This window comes from Saccharopolyspora shandongensis (assembly GCF_900106995.1).
Lineage (GTDB): Bacteria > Actinomycetota > Actinomycetes > Mycobacteriales > Pseudonocardiaceae > Saccharopolyspora > Saccharopolyspora shandongensis.
The window spans coordinates 65,186-79,969 of the sequence record NZ_FNOK01000029.1 but is presented as its reverse complement, the minus strand read 5'-3'; the positions used below and the strand labels follow the sequence as shown (position 1 = coordinate 79,969).

Below are 14,784 nucleotides of genomic sequence, written 5' to 3'. Positions count from 1 at the left end.
GCCGCGCCCTCTTTCCGCGACCGCCCGGCGGAGTTGCCAATCGAGGGGGCGCCGCCCCTACCATCGGAATATGGCTATTTCCGGCCGTGCTGGGGCCGGGCTTCGTGGCCGAAACCGCGAGTGCGAGTTGTTGGATCGCCTGTTGGCGAGAGTCCGGACGGGACAGAGTTCCGCACTGGTTCTCCGCGGCGAGCCCGGTGCCGGCAAGACGGCGTTGCTGGACTACGTCCGAGACCGTGCGTCGGGTTGTCGCCTCGCCCACGTCGTGGGCGTGGAGTCCGAAATGGAGCTCGCCTTCGCCGGTCTGCACCAGTTGTGCGCGCCGATGCTCGACCGCCTGGAGCGGCTCCCGGAGCCGCAGCGGGACGCGCTGCGCGTCGCGTTCGGCTTGCACGAGGGCGGCGCCCCGGATCGCTTCATGGTGGGCCTGGCCGTCCTGACGCTGCTCTCGGAAGCCGCCGCGGAGCGGCCGCTAGTCTGCCTCGTCGACGACGCGCAGTGGCTCGACCGGGCCTCGGTGCAGGCCATGTCGTTCGCGGCGCGCCGCCTGCTGGCCGAGCCGGTCGCGGTGGTGTTCGCCGTGCGCGTGCCCAACGACGACCACGACCTGGCCGACCTCCCGGAGCTCTCCGTCGACGGCCTCGGCTCCGCCGACGCCGCCGAGCTGCTGGCATCGGTCATGCACGGGCGGCTCGACGAGCAGGTGCGGGACCGGATCATCGCGGAAACCCGCGGAAACCCACTTGCGCTGCTGGAGTTGCCGCGCGTGTTCACCCCGGCCGAGCTCGCCGGCGGGTTCGGGCTACCGAACCCCGGGCCCGTTTCCGGCTGCCTCGTACAGTGCTTCACCCGCCGGATCCGGGCGGTGCCCGACGACACCCAGCGGTTGCTGCTGACCGCCGCGGCGGACCCGTCGGGCGACGCGGGCCTGCTGTGGCGGGCCGTCGCCGGGCTCGGGCTGTCGGCCGATGCGGCCGGCCCGGCCGAGGCCGCCGGGTTGATCGAGATCGGCGGCCGGGTGCGGTTCCGGCATCCGCTGGTGCGCTCCGTGGTCTACCAGACGGCTTCGCCGGACGAGCGCCAGCGGGTGCACCGCGCATTGGGCGAGGCCACCGACCCGGAGGTGGATCCCGACCGGCGCGCGTGGCACCGCGCCCGCGCGGCCCGCGGACCGGACGAGTTGGTGGCCGGCGAGCTGGAACGGTCGGCCGACCGGGCGCAGTGCCGAGGCGGGATCGCGGCGGCTGCCGCCTTCCTGGCGAAGGCGACCGAGCTGACGCCCGATCCGGCGCGCCGGGGTTCGCGCGCCCTGGCGGCGGCCCAGCAGAAGCTGGATGCCGGGGCGCCCGATGCTTCGCTGGGACTGCTGGCCATCGCGGAAGCAGCACCGCTCGACGAGCTCCAGCACGCCAGGGCCGACCTGTTGCGCGCCGAGATCGCGCTCGCCGTGAACCGGGGCCGCGACGCCCCGCCGCTGCTGCTGCGAGCCGCCGAACGCCTCGAACCCCTCGATGTCGCGCTGTCTCGCGAGACGTACCTCGAAGCGCTCGAAGCGGCGATCTTCACGGGTCGCGTCGGCAACTGCAACGAGGCCCTGCGGGCGACCGAAGCCGCCCGGCGCGCGCCTCAGCTGCCGATAGACCTCCTGCTGGACGGGCTGGCTGCGCGGTTCACCGACGGCTTCGCCTCCGGCGTCCCGACGCTCCAGCGCGCCGTGCAGGCGTTTCGCCGCAGTGGCACGACCGAGCCCGACGACGCGCGCTGGATCGGGCTGGCCTGCCGCGTCGCGACCGACCTGGGCGACGACGAGGCGTGGCGCGAGCTCGCCGCCCGCGGCCTCCACCGAGCGCGCGACACCGGCGCGCTCACCACGCTCGCCACCGCGCTCAGCTATCGCGCCGGGGAGCACGTGCACGCCGGCGAGCTCGACGTGGCGTCGCAGATGCTCGACGAGGCCGATGCGATCGCCCAGACGTCCGGTAACGCGCCGCACCGGTACGCCGCGATGACGCTCGCCGCGACCCGCGGCCGCGAAGCCCAGGCGCTGGAGCTGATCGAGACCAGCACACGGGACGCGGACGCCCGGGGCGAGGGGCGGACGATCACGATGGCGGACTACGCGACCGCAGTGCTGTGCAACGGCCTCGGCGAGTACGAGACGGCGGTCACCACCGCCGAGCGGGCCTGCCGGAACGACCAGCTGAGCGTCTACTGGTGGGCGCTGGGCGAACTGGTCGAGGCCGGCGTGCGAAGCGGCCGCCACGAGGTCGCCGAGGACGCCTTCCGGCGGCTCTACGAGCGGACGAGGGCTTGCGGCACGAACTGGGCTTCCGGGATCGAGGCGCGTTCGCTGGCGCTGCTGAGCACGGGCGAGAAGGCGGAGAAGCTCTACCGGGAGGCCGTCGAGCTGCTGTCCCGCAGCCGTGCCGCCGTACACCTCGCCAGGACCCATCTGCTGCACGGCGAATGGCTGCGCCGGGAGAACCGGCGCTTGGAGGCGCGCGAACAGCTGCGCACCGCGCACGAGATGTTCGGCCGCATCGGCACCGAGGCGTTCGCCGAACGCGCCCGCCGGGAACTCCTCGCCACCGGCGAAACCGTGCACCGAGCGACGCCGCAGACGTTGTTCGTGCTCACCGCCCAGGAGGCGCAGATCGCGCGGCTGGCCCGCGACGGTCACACCAACCCGGAGATCGGCGCCCAGCTGTTCCTCAGCCCGCGCACCGTGGAGTGGCACCTGCGGAAGGTGTTCACCAAGCTCGACATCGGGTCGCGCCGAGATCTCCGCCGGGTCCTCTCCAGCACCGCGCCGGCGGATTCACGCACCTAGCGGCGCCGGCCCGGGTCCGCTGCGGGACCCGGGCCGTGCCGGTTCATCCGACGAAGACGTTCAGCTGCATCCCCATCTGCCGGTGGTTGCCGACCGGGCACCAGAAGTCGTAGAGCCCGCGGCGCAGATCCACGGTGAGGTCGGTGGCCTGGCCCGACTGCACCACCGGCGTGCGCGCGTTCGCGACGCCGGGTCCGTTGATCTGCAGGGCGTGCGGCGCGCGCCCATCGTTGATGGCCCGGAACGTGTAGCGCCCCGGCGGCAGGAAGGCCGGCTGCAACAGCTGGTAGTCGACCATCTTGACGATCACCAGTGCCGATCCGCCGCCCACCGGTCCGGCCGGTGCCTGCGGCGCTGCGGCGGCCGACGCACCGGTGCAGACGGTCGCCACCAGTGCGAGCACGCCGAGCAGCACGCTCAGCAGCACCCGCCTCGTTCGTCCGGATTTCCTGCCGATGACCCTTTTTCCGCCCACTTCGATCAGCATTGCCGCCCCCACGAGAAATTGGGCACCGGGCCGGAAGATGCACTAGCATTTTCGGAAAACCATTACCGGCCCGGCTGTTTCGACGGTGCGAGCCCATCAAGCGTAAATCCGCAGGCAGTCCGCTTGGGTGGCGGAAGTTCCCCGCGGGGCCGATGGTGCCTGTCTTGCAGCTGAAAAATCCGCGACTGCGCGCGCGCATCGGCTCGGGCATGAATTTAGGTATGGAAATCGGTAATTCCAACGGCGCCGGGTACGCGGTTCTCGCGCAAGGTGGACGGCATCGTCCCCGTCCCCCCGACGTTCGAGGCCGGTATGCCCCGTTCCGCTCGTCCCCGACAGGCCAACCGAATCACCCCGTTCCCCAGGCCGCCAGGCATCGGACGCCCCCTCGGCGGCCCGGGGAGCGGCGGTGGCCGCGAGTTCGCCGGGTATGCGCGCAGCTGCCGTCCAGAAGCCGCACACCGGCAGAACCCCTCCCCGGAAGCCTGATGCGAACCACCCCCGATCACGAACCGACCGAGCAATGGCTGCCGCTGCTCGACAGCGCCATGACCCCGATGGCGCTGCTCGACGCGAGCGGCCTCTGCGTGCACGCCAACGACGCGTTCTGCCGCGCGCTCGGATACGACCGGGCCTGCCTCGTCGGCCACCCGCTCGACGCCCTCACCGCGGATGAGGCCGATCCGCGAAGCGCCACCGGATCAGGAACGGCCGAACGGCGATTCAGGCGTTCCGACGGCGGCACCGTGCGGCTGCTCCAATGCACGTCGTCGCTCCACGGCAGCGACGGCGAGCCGGGGCTGTTCCTCTCGCAGTTCCACGAGGTCGAGGACCGCCCGGAGACCGGCACCCTGTGGAGCCGCGTGTTCGCCAACGTCCCCACCGGCATGGCGCTGCTGGATCACGACGGCCGCTGGACCGACGTCAACGAGGCGTGGTGCGAACTGCTCGGGTACAGCAGGCGCGAGATGCTCGAAATGCACTGCTTCGACGTCACCTACCCGCAGGACCACGAGACCTCCGCAGCTGCGCTGGCGGACCTGGCGACGGGCCGGCTGAACACGGTCAGCCTGAAGAAGCGCTACCGGCACAAGAACGGCCATCCGATCTGGGTGCTGATCCGGACGAGCGTGGTCCCCGGCGCCGACGGCCGCCCGGCGTACCTGATCAGCCAGTGCGAGGAGCTCGGCGAGCGCGGCTCCTCCGACATCCACCTCGCCCACCTGGCGCTGCACGACCCGCTCACCGGGCTGGCCAACCGCGCCCTGCTCGACGATCGGCTGGCGCACGTCCTCGCGGACCTCGACCCGGACGGTGGCGTGGTCGCGGTGCTCGTCGCCGACCTCGACGAGCTGAAGCCCGTCAACGACACCTACGGGCACTCCGCGGGCGACCGGCTCCTGATGACCGCCGCCGACGAACTGCTCAACGCGGCGGGCCCGGCCGACATCGTGTGCCGGATCGGCGGCGACGAATTCGCCGTCGTCAGCCGGGTTCCCGATGTCCGGGCCGCCGCCGAGTTCCGGGACCACGTCGCCCGGCGCCTGCGGGCCGAATGCGACACGCCCCACGGCCGCCTGCGGATCCGGGCCAGCGTCGGGCTGGCCACCACGACCGACCCGGCGACCCGGCCGAAGGCGCTGCTGCACGAAGCCGACCGGGACATGTACCGGCGCAAGCACGACATGCGCGCGGTCGCGGAGACGACCACGAACTGCCCGCAATGCCAGGCCAGGACCGAGCCGCCGCCCCGGTCTCCGGCGGGCGGTTGACCGGTTCGGCGGTCAGTGCGCGAACGCCGTGCCCGGCACCTCGGCGCGGTCGACCTCCGGCCGGTACAGCATCAGCACCGCGGCGTCCCCGATCCACACCGCGAACACGATGCCGGTGACCATGGCCGCGATCGTGACGAACAGGCCGGACACGAAGAAGGCGGTGACCCCGGCGATCAGCCCGATCACGGCCACCGCGAACCCGAACCAGCCGACCCACGGCCCGAGCACCTCGCGGCGCACCATCGCGGCGCCGGTGGTCCCGGCGAACAGCGCGACCAGCAGCCCGAGCGGCCCGAGCGCGAGCCGGTGCAGCTCGGAGAGCACGAACACCGCCGACCCGCTCGCGGTCGAGATGTCCCGGGTCATCGACGCCAGCGCGGTCACCGGGAGCATGCTCAGCATCGTCATCGCCGACAGCACCACCCCGGCGGCGAACACCACCGGCGAGAACGCCTCCGCACCGCCTTCGGCACGCTGCAACAGGTGCCTCAGGTGCCCGACGAACCACAAGAACACCACCGCCGCCAGCGTCGCCAGCAGCGCGGCCAGCAGCACCATGCCCCGGTTCCCGGCGACGTAGAAGAAGGTCAGCACCGGATCGTCACCGATCGGTGCGGCCGGGTTGAGGAACAAGCTGGCCAGCAGCAACACCGCCGCCGCCAATCCGCTCGCCGCTCCCGCGCGCTCCCATGCCCGCTCGTTCATCGCAGCCTCCTCCGCTCGGATTCCACAAGCCACCGGGTTACCCCGGCAACGGCATGAACCCAACACGCCGCACCCGCCCACCGGGCCGGGAAAAACCGGCGCGGCGTTCCGCGACGACGGCGGCGATGCACGGCCCGCGAAGCGATGCCAATGGGCTCTGGCGTCCCGTGCGAAGGCTCCGCGATGCTGTCGTGTTGGAGGCGAACAGCAATGGCCGCGACGAAGCACTGGACGGTCGACGTCTACTTCGACGAGGACATCGACCACACGCACGCCGATGCGCGCCTGCGAGCCCCGGTGGCCGGGGAACTCCACGGCAAGGGCGCGGCACGGCGAAACCCGCAAGACCGCAGCGTGCCGGAGATCGGCGACGAACTAGCGGCGGCGCGAGCGCTGTTCGACCTGGCCCGCCGTCTGTTGAGAACGGCGGAAGACGAAGTCGAGCGGATGACGGGCCACCCGGCCCGCCTCCACACCTGAGCCCGGCGTCAGGTGGGGCGGATTTCGCTTGGCGCGCGGCCGAATTCGGTCTGGAACACCCTGGTGAAGTGCGCGTGGCCGGCGAAACCCAGCGGTGCGCGATGTCCGCGATCGTCCGGTGGCGGGCCGCCTGGTCCGCCAGTTCGCGGCGCGCCCTTTCGAGCCGCCGGCGCTGCAGGTAGCGCGCCGGGGAATCGCCTTCCGCGGCGAACAGCCTTCCCAGGTGCCGCCCCGACATCCCGACCGCCGCCGCTATCCGGCCCGGCGCCAGGCCCGGGGCCGGCCCGACCGCGCGAAACTCCCGCCGGTGGCCAAGTTCTTCGAGCTGTCGGCCACGATCGACCTCGACGGAGAACCACTGCGCACCTCGTCCTGATTACCGGGAACACCGGCTGCGGAACCGTATGATCCCGGCGGGAAGACCGGTACCGGCGAGGGAGACGACGTTGCACCTCTTGGATCTGCAGACCCCTGCGCTCGTCGTCGACGCCGCGCTGCTCGACGCCAACCTGCGGACGATGGCCGACGCGCTGCCCGGCGCCCGGCTGCGCCCGCACGTCAAGGCGCACAAGACGACCGCGCTTGCCAAGCGCCAGGCGGACGCCGGGCATCGCGGGTTCACCTGCGCCACCGTCCGCGAGGTCGAGGGCATGGCCGCCGCCGGTCTCGGCGAAGACCTGTTGCTGGCCAACGAAGTTCTCGACACCCGGCGCCTCGGAGCGGTCGTGCGCGGCGGTGCCCGGGTGACGCTGGCCGTGGATTCGCCGGAAACCGTCGAAGCCGCCGCATCCGGCGGCGTCCGCGAGGTCGTCGTCGACGTCAACGTCGGCCTGCCACGCTGCGGCATCGATCCCGCGGCCGCGGGCGAGCTCGCCGATCTCGCTCGCAGCAAAGGACTTTCCGTTCGCGGCGTGATGGGGTACGAAGGCCATCTCATGCTGCGCAAGGACCCGGCGGAGCGCGCCGAGCGCACGGCCGAGAGCATGGCGCTGCTGCTGGCCGCGCACGAGGACGTCGGCGGCGATCTCGTCAGCGCGGGCGGCACCGGGACGTACGCGGTGAACACCTGGGCCACCGAGATCCAGGCCGGTTCCTACGCCCTGATGGACACCGCCTACGCCGAGCTCGGCCTGCCGTTCCGGCAAGCCCTGACCGTCCTCGGCACCGTCATCTCGGCCTCCGCGAAGTGGGTCGTCGCCGACGTCGGGCTCAAGGCCCTCGGCATGGACCACGGCAATCCCGCGATTTCGGGCGCACACGTGCACTTCTGCTCCGACGAGCACCTGACCTTCACCCCGGAAACCCCGGCCCGGGTGGGCGACCGGGTCCGGGTGCTGCCCGCGCACGTCGATCCGACCATCGCGCTGCACGAGCGCATCCACGTCGTCGACGGCGACGAGGTCGTCGAGACCTGGCCGGTCGACCTGCGCGGCTGGTGACGCGTTCGCGACTTTCCCGGACCGGTCCCGGCGGCGGTTCGCCGTGCCATAGGGTTGCGCCACCTCGTCCGAGGCTGGCGCGACTCGTGGATCGGAGTGGCGGTGCGGATCGGTCAGTTGATCAGCGGCCGGTACCGGTTGGCGGAGCAGATCGGTTCCGGTGGCGGCGGGACGGTCTGGCGCGCCGTCGACGAGGAGCTGGGCCGGGACGTCGCGATCAAGCACGCCGTCTCGCGGGACAGCGAGCACGGCGCCGAGCGGATCAGGCGGCTGCGCGCCGAGGGCAAGATCCTGGCGAAGGTGAACCACCCGAACGTCGTCACGTTGTACGACGTGGTGGCCGAAGGCGGCGAATGGCTGCTGGTCATGGAATACCTCCCCGCGCCGGACCTGGCCCACCACCGCGTGCTGCCGCCCGCGCGGGTGGCCAGGATCGGGGCGCAGCTGGCCGCCGGCCTGGCCGCGGTGCACGCCACGGGCGTCCTGCACCGCGACATCAAGCCCGGGAACGTGCTCGTCACCGCCGACGACATCGCCAAGCTCGGCGACTTCGGCATCTCGCGCGCCGTGCACGCCGACGTGACCCTCACCGAGACCGGCCTGCTCTCCGGCACACCGGGTTTCGTCGCCCCCGAGGTGGCCAACGGCGGGTCGGCATCGTCCACCGCGAGTACCGCGGCGAGGACGGCGAGATGGTCGAGCGGCTGCTCGTCGTCGCGATGGGCCCGCAACCCGGCGACGAGCTCTGCCGGCTGGCCACCGCCCTCGCCGAACCGGCGGCCGCCGCTCTCCCCACCTGAGCCGCCGCTGCGCGGCCCCGGGTCAGTCGCCGAGGATCCAGAGGTCCGGCGGCACCAGCGTGGTGCTCTCCATCAGTTCGCGGATGAGGTTGTGGTTCAAGGTGTTCCCGACCGGTTCGCCGACCTCGTCGCGGGTCAGCCCGGGCACGCCGCCCTTCGACAGCCTGGTGCGGACGTCGACGACGTCGTGCTCCACGCGCTTCGCCGTCCACCCGGCATCCGGTTGCAGCTCGGCGAGGTGCTCGGCGGCCTGCCGCCAGGACGGCGGCTGCGGGTAGGCCTCGTGCATCAGGTAGCGCTGGCCCAAGACGACCAGGAGGAGCTTCTCGGTCGGCGAGAGCTTCCACGTCCTCGGCGGCTGCGTCGGGTCGCTGTGCTGCGACGCGGGCGGCTGCCCGTCCGTCCCCGCCACGTACAGCTCCAGCAGGTGCTCGCGACCGCTCGAACCGCGCAGGAACAACGGCGTGTACCCGGCGGTGAGCGGCACCGGCTCGTCGTCGGCGAACAGCAGCCGGGAGCCGGGGAACCGGGCCGGGAGGCGCCCCGTGTTGTGCACCCACCAGTGGTCCTGGTGGTGGGTCAGCAACCCGTGGTGGTGGCTGATCCGCCGGTCGTTCTCCCCGACGCAGACGTGCACCTCCGGCCGGTTGCGGCCGAACACGATCGTCCGCCCCTCCCGCGGCCGGACCGTGATGTCCCCGGTGACCGACAACGCGAAGATCGTGCCCGGTGCCGACCCGGGCACCCCGAACGCCAGGCTGCCGTGCCCGACCGCGAGCGGACGCCCCCGGCCACCTGCAGGTTCTCGCGCATGCCCGCCTCCGCTTCCTCGAACGCACCCGCAGCATTCCACGGCCGGCCGGGAGCCCTCCCGAAGTCGGTGCGCGGCAGCGGCCCCGCGGGGCCGCTGCCGGTGATCAGGAGGTGACGGCGCACTGGCCGCGATCCTCGCGCGCGGGCCCGGCCGCGGTGGGCCGCACGTCGAAGTCGAAGATCGCCGCCGGGACGTAGAGCGTGCAGCAGGCGTTGGGGATGTCGACGATGCCGCTGATCCGCCCCTCGATGGGCGCCGAGCCGAGCAGCAGGTACGCCTGCTCGCCGGTGTAGCCCCACTTCTTGAGGTACTCGACGCCGTTGAGGCAGGCGCGGCGGTAGGCGACGGTGGCGTCCATGTAGTGGTTGGTGTCCGTGTCGTGGTCCACCGAGATCCCCGAGAACGACAGGAACTCCGAGTACCGCGGCTCGACGTTGCCCGGCATGAACACCGGGTTGGTGGTGATGCCGAACTTGTCCATGCCGCCCTTGATCAGGTCGACGTGCAGGTCGATGAAGCCGCCCATCTCGATCGCGCCGCAGAAGGTGATCTCGCCGTCACCCTGGCTGAAGTGCAGATCGCCCATGGAGAGCTTGGCGTCCTTCACGAAGACCGGGAAGAACACCCGCGATCCCCGGGTGAAGTTCTTGATGTCCTGGTTGCCCCCGTTCTCCCGGGCGGGAACCGTCCGGGCGCCTTCCCGGGCGATCCGCTGCGCCTCGCTGCCGTCCGCCTGACCGGCCAGCGCCCCGGACTCGGTCGGCGGCAGACCCAGCGGCGGCACGCGGTTCGGGTCGGTGTCGATGAGCGCCTGCTCCCGCCGGTTCCACTTGGCCAGCAGATCGGCCGACGGCGCGGTGCCCATCAGGCCGGGGTGGGTGATGCCGGTGTAGCGGATCCCCGGCAGGTGCCGCGAGGTGCACTGCTGCCCGTGGAAGTCCCAGATCGCCTTGTAGGCGTCCGGGAAGTAGTCGGTCAGGAAGCCGCCGCCGTTGGCCTTGGCGAACACGCCCGTGTAGCCCCAGCCCTGCCCCGGGACCTCGCCGGTCTCCTGCGGCACCGGCCCGAGGTCCAGGAGGTCGACGATCAGCAGGTCGCCGGGTTCGGCGCCCTCGACGCCGATGGGGCCGCTGAGCATGTGCGTGAGGTTCAGGTCGACGTCCCGCACGTCGTTGGCGGAGTCGTTGTTGCCGAGCTGCGCGTCGGTCCACTCCCGGCATTCGACGCGGAACTCCTGACCGGGCCGGACCATCGCGGCCAGCGGGACGTCCGGGTGCCAGCGGTTGTGCCCCGGCACCGCCTGCTCCCGCATCGACTTCGACTGGTCGACGCTGAAAACCACTTCTGGCATGGGAAATCCTCTCCTCACTGATGCGCCGGCCGGTGGGGCGCGGACAGCGCCCGGAAGCCCCGGACCGACCACACGCCGGTGGTGAACAACCACAGCGCGACGAAGACGACGACGCCGAAGACCACCAGCGCCGTCGCGATGGCGTTCGGGTTCCGCCAGTAACCGGTCATGATCAGGAACGACGGGATCGCGGCGGTGACCCAGCCCTCGATCGCGGCGACCCAGCCGGTGTAGCGGGTGAGCCGCTCCATCTTGAGGCCCAGCAACAGGAAGAACAGCAGCCACAGGAACGACCAGTACAGCCAGATCACGCCGAACGGGCTGTCCCCGAGCAGCCGGAAGTTCGCGAACGAGTAGCCCAGCGCCATGATGGCGACGAACAGCGAGAACCAGCCGACGCCGCTGGTGTCGAAGTCGCCGAGCAGCCCGATCCCCACGTACAGGTAGGTGAAGCCGAACAGGTAGATGCCCGACGCGCTGAGAACCGTGACCGGGTCCGCGGGGTTCACCGCGATCAGGATCGTCGGGGTGATCACCTGGAGCGCCCCGACGAAGAGGTTGAACACGCCGATCGCCTTCGGGTCGGCCTTGCCCAGCAGCATGACACCGTTGAGGAACAGCACGGCGCCGACGTACAGCAATCCCACGTATGCCACCGATGACACCTCCGCTGGCTGGCCCGGTCAGGGGCGCGGGAGCCGGGACAGCGACGGATGCGGCTCGGGCGGCTTCCGGCGGGGCACCTCGGTGACCACCTCCGGTTCCGCGCCGCTGCGCTCCGCCCGGTCGAGCGCGGCGGCGAGCCGCGCGGGCACGGCGGTGAGATGCGGTGCGGAGAAGATCCTGCGGGCCGGTCGCCCGCAGTGGCGGCACTCGTGCGAAGCCGGGGCCGTCCCCATCGGCTGGTGCGTCTCGAAGCGACCGCACCGAGGGCAGTCGTACTCGTAAGTCGCCATGGCCGGCCCTTCCCCCGAAGACCTGAGACCGATGCGATCCCGTCTGCGGTCGCCGGCCGGAAATTCGCGAACCGGCGACCCAGAACCGAGGAGACTCCCGGTGCTGCGCCCTGTCAAGGGCGGCATGATCTGCGGCGATGCGGCCAGTGGGTGCCTTCGGCGTGGCGCGCGGCACTGTTGACTGCGCGTGCCCACCTACCCAATAATTTCCACCCAACAGAGTGAGCACCCGTCGGAGCGGTCACAAAATGCAGGCGGCACCCGACACGATCAGAGTGGTGGCTGCCCATGCGTCCCCGACACGATCCCCGCAGTCACATCATCCTGACCGCCTGGCTGTGCCCGGGCTGCGACGTCGCCGGACGTTCCGCGCCCGAGAACGAGCCGGAGTGCTGGAACTGCGGCGGCCCGGTCGTGGTCACCGCGCGCCCCTCGGTGCCCGCCGCCGAACCTGCCGCCGGCTCCCCGGCCAACTCCTGACGACCCGTCCACTGTGCGCTCCGGTTGACCGGCGACCGCTTTCGGCACCGATCGAATGCGTAGCGTGACTGATCGGCTACAGATCGAACTCGGGGCGAAAGACCCCTTTACCGGCGATTTTCCGGCAATATCGTGACAAGTACCGGCAAAAGCCGGTGAATCCGACGACGTGTTCACGTCGCCGGGGTCGACAGGAAAGCACCGGGAGTCCCGGTGGGCTTTTCGCGCTCCCCGGAAAGGTCCGGTGCGGCACTTCACCCGTCACGGGATTAACGAGGGTCACCATGCAGATCAGCACAATCTTCAGTAACCGTCACGGCTGGGGCTGGGGCCACGGCTGGGGCTGGGGATGGGGTTGGGGCTGGGGCGGCGGCTGGGGCCGCTGGGGTGGCTGGGGCGGTTGGGGCGGCTGGGGTCGTTGGGGCGGCTGGCGCTGAGCCGGCATTGACGTCCTGAGAACCTCTTCCCAACCAGCAACCACATCCAACCCGATAGACCAGTCCAGCATTTCCGGTAGCTCCCGTCTGCACTGAGGCGGGAGCTACTCACTGCGTCGAGAGACCCCGTTTCGTCCACACAGGACTCGGTCACCGCGCGGAAGTACCGCGACCGATTCCCGCCGGACGCGAACCGGCGGCGACACCATGACCGACTCACGCGTGCTTCCGACCACGTGCTGTTCGCCCACCTCCGCCGCACCAACGCGGACTTCGCCCGCCGGGTGCGGTCGATCGAGCCCGGTCGGTGGGCCGATCCGACCCCCTGCGCCGAATGGGACGTGCGCGCGCTGGTGAGCCACCCTGCAGGCGAACGCGATCTACCGGCTGCTCCTGCACGGGTGGCGACAGCGCCCAGTTCCTGGTGATCCGCGAGCAGGAGGCACTGGGCGACGATCCCGCCGGATCATTCGACGCCGCCGCGGTGAACTGCCTCGCCGCCTTCGGCGAGCGCGGCGCGCTGGACCGGCTCGTGGACTACCCGTTCGGCCCGGCCGACGGCCGCAAACTGCTCGGCCTGCTGATCGCCGACACCGTCGTGCACAGCTGGGACCTCGCCCGCGCCACCGGCGGCCCGGAGGATCTGGACCCGTCACTGGTCGGCTGGGTCGACGACAACTTCGAGTGGCTCTACACCGGCGTCGCCGAGGGGCCGCTCGACGCGGGCAGCACGCACCGCTACTTCGCGGCGGCCGCGGCGGCTCCCGCCGACGAGACCTGCCAGCAGCGGATGCTGCGCCTGATAGGCCGCCGACCCTGAGCGCCGCCACCGGAATTCGATCCAGAATTCGATCTTGCAGAATCTGCTCCCCCGCGCGTCTGGGCTGGGCTACCTTGATCAACATCGCACGTGATCTTCGTGCGGGGAAATCGGAGGACAACAGCAGATGACCAAGAACCTGCCGGGGTCGCTGAAGCGCACCGCGGCGCTGGCCGCCGCGGTCACCGCCGCGGGCGCGTTCACGAGCTTCGGGACTGCGCAGGCCGACGAGCCGACCGGCGATGTGACGCCCTCGATCATCGGCGGCACACCCGCGGACCAGACCTACTCGTTCATGACGTCATTAGAGTACGAACGCAACGGGAACCCGGACTCGCACCGCTGCGGCGGCGCCCTGATCAGCCCGGAGTGGGTCGTGACGGCGGCGCACTGCGTCACCTCGCCCGACCCGAACGGCGGCGCCTACGTGGTGATGGACCCGGCGCTGCTGCACGTGCGCGTCGGTTCCAACGACCGGACCACCGGCGGAACCATCGCCAAGCTCCAGGACATCGTGGTGCACCCCGAGTACCACTCGTACGAGGACCGCGAGCTGGGCAAGGACATCGCGCTCCTGCACCTCGACGGGCCGATCGCCGACGCGCCGGCGAAGATGGCCGACGAGCTCACCGAGCCGGGCACCGCGGTCCGCGAGATCGGCTGGGGCTACGTCTCCAACGCCGACGCCGGTGACCCGACCAAGCTGCCGACGCAGCTCCAGCAGCTCGACACGTCGATCATCCCGTCCGACACGCCGAAGTGCGTAGCGGGCCCGGACGGCGACACCTCCTGGGGCATCCACGACGGCGACGTCTGCGCGGACAACCCCGAAGGCGTTCGCGGTCCCTGCGGCGGCGACTCCGGTTCGCCGCTGCTGGTCAGGGAGGGCAACCGCTGGCGGGTCGTCGGCGTGGACAGCCGCGGCGTCGGTCACGTCTGCGGCGAGTCGCCCGACGTTTACACCAGCGTCGGCCACTTCCGCGGCTGGATCGACAGGGTCATCGCCTGATGACCACCCGGAGCCCTGGCGTCGCGCGCCAGGGCCCCGGGGCCGGTGATCATCGCGGCGAGGCGGCGTTGAGCAGGTCGAGCGCGCTGTGCTGGCAGCCGTGCCCGCCGCCGAAATCGGTCCAGCCGTTCCAGTGCGGGCCGTACATGTCGAGCGCGTTGCGATCCTTCCCGCAGGCCGAATCCGCCTGTCTGTCCAAATAGGATTTATACGGATGGTCGGCCGGTTGCTCGTCGAGCGCGCCCAGCCCCCGGACGTGCGCGCCCTTGAAGGAAGCGCCGTCGCTATCGCAACCCCCGCCCTCGTGCGGATCGCGCAGGATGGCTCGGCCGACGTGGTGGAGGCATCGGCCGGCTCGCGCGCGGCGGTCAGCAGGCCCTCGTCGCCGGTGGCGCGGTGCA

The 14,784-nt window shown here is 71.2% G+C and carries 16 protein-coding genes and 2 pseudogenes; 10 read left to right on the top strand and 8 right to left on the bottom strand.

Features of this window, described 5'->3' with window-relative positions; genetic code table 11:
* Positions 1 to 70: 70 nt before the first annotated feature.
* Entirely contained in the window at positions 71 to 2,830 is a 2,760-nt protein-coding gene (locus tag BLW84_RS27050; protein ID WP_093270631.1) for a helix-turn-helix transcriptional regulator, read from the top strand.
* A 43-nt stretch (positions 2,831 to 2,873) separates the two neighbouring features.
* Here the strand turns inward: BLW84_RS27050 and BLW84_RS27045 are convergent, their stop codons facing one another.
* On the bottom strand, positions 2,874 to 3,257 hold the full coding sequence (locus BLW84_RS27045; RefSeq protein ID WP_245761407.1) for a cupredoxin domain-containing protein: 384 nt from the start codon (positions 3,255 to 3,257) through the stop codon (positions 2,874 to 2,876).
* Between the two features lie 548 nt (positions 3,258 to 3,805).
* Here BLW84_RS27045 and BLW84_RS27040 point away from each other — a divergent pair.
* The gene (locus BLW84_RS27040; protein ID WP_093270628.1) at positions 3,806 to 5,089 is read left to right on the top strand and encodes a sensor domain-containing diguanylate cyclase; all 1,284 of its coding nucleotides are present in this window, start codon (positions 3,806 to 3,808) and stop codon (positions 5,087 to 5,089) included.
* A 12-nt stretch (positions 5,090 to 5,101) separates the two neighbouring features.
* On the opposite strand, the gene BLW84_RS27035 is transcribed toward BLW84_RS27040, so the two are convergent.
* Positions 5,102 to 5,797: a hypothetical protein gene (locus BLW84_RS27035; RefSeq protein WP_093270625.1), complete on the bottom strand. Its 696-nt coding sequence runs from the start codon at positions 5,795 to 5,797 to the stop codon at positions 5,102 to 5,104.
* Positions 5,798 to 6,007: 210 nt separating this feature from the next.
* Here BLW84_RS27035 and BLW84_RS27030 point away from each other — a divergent pair, with 210 nt between their 5' ends.
* A complete protein-coding gene (locus BLW84_RS27030) occupies positions 6,008 to 6,277 on the top strand; it encodes a DUF1876 domain-containing protein (protein WP_177226714.1) in 270 nt (89 codons plus the stop codon).
* Between the two features lie 148 nt (positions 6,278 to 6,425).
* Here BLW84_RS27030 and BLW84_RS50390 read toward each other — a convergent pair.
* Positions 6,426 to 6,515 (bottom strand): annotated as a pseudogene (locus BLW84_RS50390) (hypothetical protein); the annotation flags it as partial.
* A 208-nt stretch (positions 6,516 to 6,723) separates the two neighbouring features.
* Here BLW84_RS50390 and BLW84_RS27020 point away from each other — a divergent pair.
* The gene (locus tag BLW84_RS27020; protein WP_218157481.1) at positions 6,724 to 7,716 is read left to right on the top strand and encodes an alanine racemase; all 993 of its coding nucleotides are present in this window, start codon (positions 6,724 to 6,726) and stop codon (positions 7,714 to 7,716) included.
* 96 nt (positions 7,717 to 7,812) lie between these two features.
* Positions 7,813 to 8,364 (top strand): annotated as a pseudogene (locus BLW84_RS50385) (serine/threonine-protein kinase); the annotation flags it as partial.
* Between the two features lie 174 nt (positions 8,365 to 8,538).
* On the opposite strand, the gene BLW84_RS27010 reads toward BLW84_RS50385, so the two are convergent.
* The 4 genes from BLW84_RS27010 to BLW84_RS26995 all read right to left on the bottom strand — a co-directional run bounded on the left by BLW84_RS27010 (position 8,539) and on the right by BLW84_RS26995 (position 11,637).
* The gene (locus BLW84_RS27010) at positions 8,539 to 9,261 is read right to left on the bottom strand and encodes an FHA domain-containing protein (RefSeq protein WP_218157480.1); all 723 of its coding nucleotides are present in this window, start codon (positions 9,259 to 9,261) and stop codon (positions 8,539 to 8,541) included.
* A 172-nt stretch (positions 9,262 to 9,433) separates the two neighbouring features.
* On the bottom strand, positions 9,434 to 10,681 hold the full coding sequence (gene fmdA / locus BLW84_RS27005) for a formamidase (protein ID WP_093270615.1): 1,248 nt from the start codon (positions 10,679 to 10,681) through the stop codon (positions 9,434 to 9,436).
* Between the two features lie 14 nt (positions 10,682 to 10,695).
* Positions 10,696 to 11,337 carry an AmiS/UreI family transporter gene (locus tag BLW84_RS27000; RefSeq protein ID WP_093270612.1) on the bottom strand — a complete coding sequence of 214 codons (642 nt, stop codon included), beginning with the start codon at positions 11,335 to 11,337 and terminating at the stop codon, positions 10,696 to 10,698.
* A gap of 27 nt (positions 11,338 to 11,364) precedes the next feature.
* Entirely contained in the window at positions 11,365 to 11,637 is a 273-nt protein-coding gene (locus BLW84_RS26995) for an FmdB family zinc ribbon protein (RefSeq protein ID WP_093270609.1), read from the bottom strand.
* A 288-nt stretch (positions 11,638 to 11,925) separates the two neighbouring features.
* Between BLW84_RS26995 and BLW84_RS46515 the strand changes: the two genes are divergently transcribed.
* The 5 genes from BLW84_RS46515 to BLW84_RS26980 all read left to right on the top strand — a co-directional run bounded on the left by BLW84_RS46515 (position 11,926) and on the right by BLW84_RS26980 (position 14,383).
* A complete protein-coding gene (locus BLW84_RS46515) occupies positions 11,926 to 12,117 on the top strand; it encodes a hypothetical protein (protein ID WP_143061115.1) in 192 nt (63 codons plus the stop codon).
* A 284-nt stretch (positions 12,118 to 12,401) separates the two neighbouring features.
* Positions 12,402 to 12,554 carry a hypothetical protein gene (locus BLW84_RS47720; RefSeq protein ID WP_177226713.1) on the top strand — a complete coding sequence of 51 codons (153 nt, stop codon included), beginning with the start codon at positions 12,402 to 12,404 and terminating at the stop codon, positions 12,552 to 12,554.
* Positions 12,555 to 12,790: 236 nt separating this feature from the next.
* The gene (locus BLW84_RS50380; protein WP_177226712.1) at positions 12,791 to 12,982 is read left to right on the top strand and encodes a maleylpyruvate isomerase N-terminal domain-containing protein; all 192 of its coding nucleotides are present in this window, start codon (positions 12,791 to 12,793) and stop codon (positions 12,980 to 12,982) included.
* Complete coding sequence (locus tag BLW84_RS26985; protein ID WP_093270604.1) at positions 12,979 to 13,374, top strand: DinB family protein; 396 nt, start codon at positions 12,979 to 12,981, stop codon at positions 13,372 to 13,374. Before BLW84_RS50380 ends, BLW84_RS26985 begins: the two co-directional genes overlap by 4 nt.
* A 127-nt stretch (positions 13,375 to 13,501) precedes the next feature.
* Positions 13,502 to 14,383 carry a S1 family peptidase gene (locus tag BLW84_RS26980; protein ID WP_093270601.1) on the top strand — a complete coding sequence of 294 codons (882 nt, stop codon included), beginning with the start codon at positions 13,502 to 13,504 and terminating at the stop codon, positions 14,381 to 14,383.
* A gap of 49 nt (positions 14,384 to 14,432) precedes the next feature.
* Here BLW84_RS26980 and BLW84_RS47710 read toward each other — a convergent pair whose 3' ends face one another.
* Entirely contained in the window at positions 14,433 to 14,582 is a 150-nt protein-coding gene (locus tag BLW84_RS47710) for a hypothetical protein (RefSeq protein WP_177226711.1), read from the bottom strand.
* Between the last annotated feature and the right edge of the window lie 202 nt (positions 14,583 to 14,784).

Coding starts and splice junctions, on each gene's coding strand:
- BLW84_RS27050 (WP_093270631.1), top strand. CDS start 71: ATGGCTATTTCCGGCCGTGCTGGGGCCGGGCTTCGTGGCCGAAACCGC.
- BLW84_RS27040 (WP_093270628.1), top strand. CDS start 3,806: ATGCGAACCACCCCCGATCACGAACCGACCGAGCAATGGCTGCCGCTG.
- BLW84_RS27035 (WP_093270625.1), bottom strand. CDS start 5,797: ATGAACGAGCGGGCATGGGAGCGCGCGGGAGCGGCGAGCGGATTGGCG.
- BLW84_RS27030 (WP_177226714.1), top strand. CDS start 6,008: ATGGCCGCGACGAAGCACTGGACGGTCGACGTCTACTTCGACGAGGAC.
- fmdA (WP_093270615.1), bottom strand. CDS start 10,681: ATGCCAGAAGTGGTTTTCAGCGTCGACCAGTCGAAGTCGATGCGGGAG.
- BLW84_RS26995 (WP_093270609.1), bottom strand. CDS start 11,637: ATGGCGACTTACGAGTACGACTGCCCTCGGTGCGGTCGCTTCGAGACG.
- BLW84_RS46515 (WP_143061115.1), top strand. CDS start 11,926: ATGCGTCCCCGACACGATCCCCGCAGTCACATCATCCTGACCGCCTGG.
- BLW84_RS47720 (WP_177226713.1), top strand. CDS start 12,402: ATGCAGATCAGCACAATCTTCAGTAACCGTCACGGCTGGGGCTGGGGC.
- BLW84_RS26980 (WP_093270601.1), top strand. CDS start 13,502: ATGACCAAGAACCTGCCGGGGTCGCTGAAGCGCACCGCGGCGCTGGCC.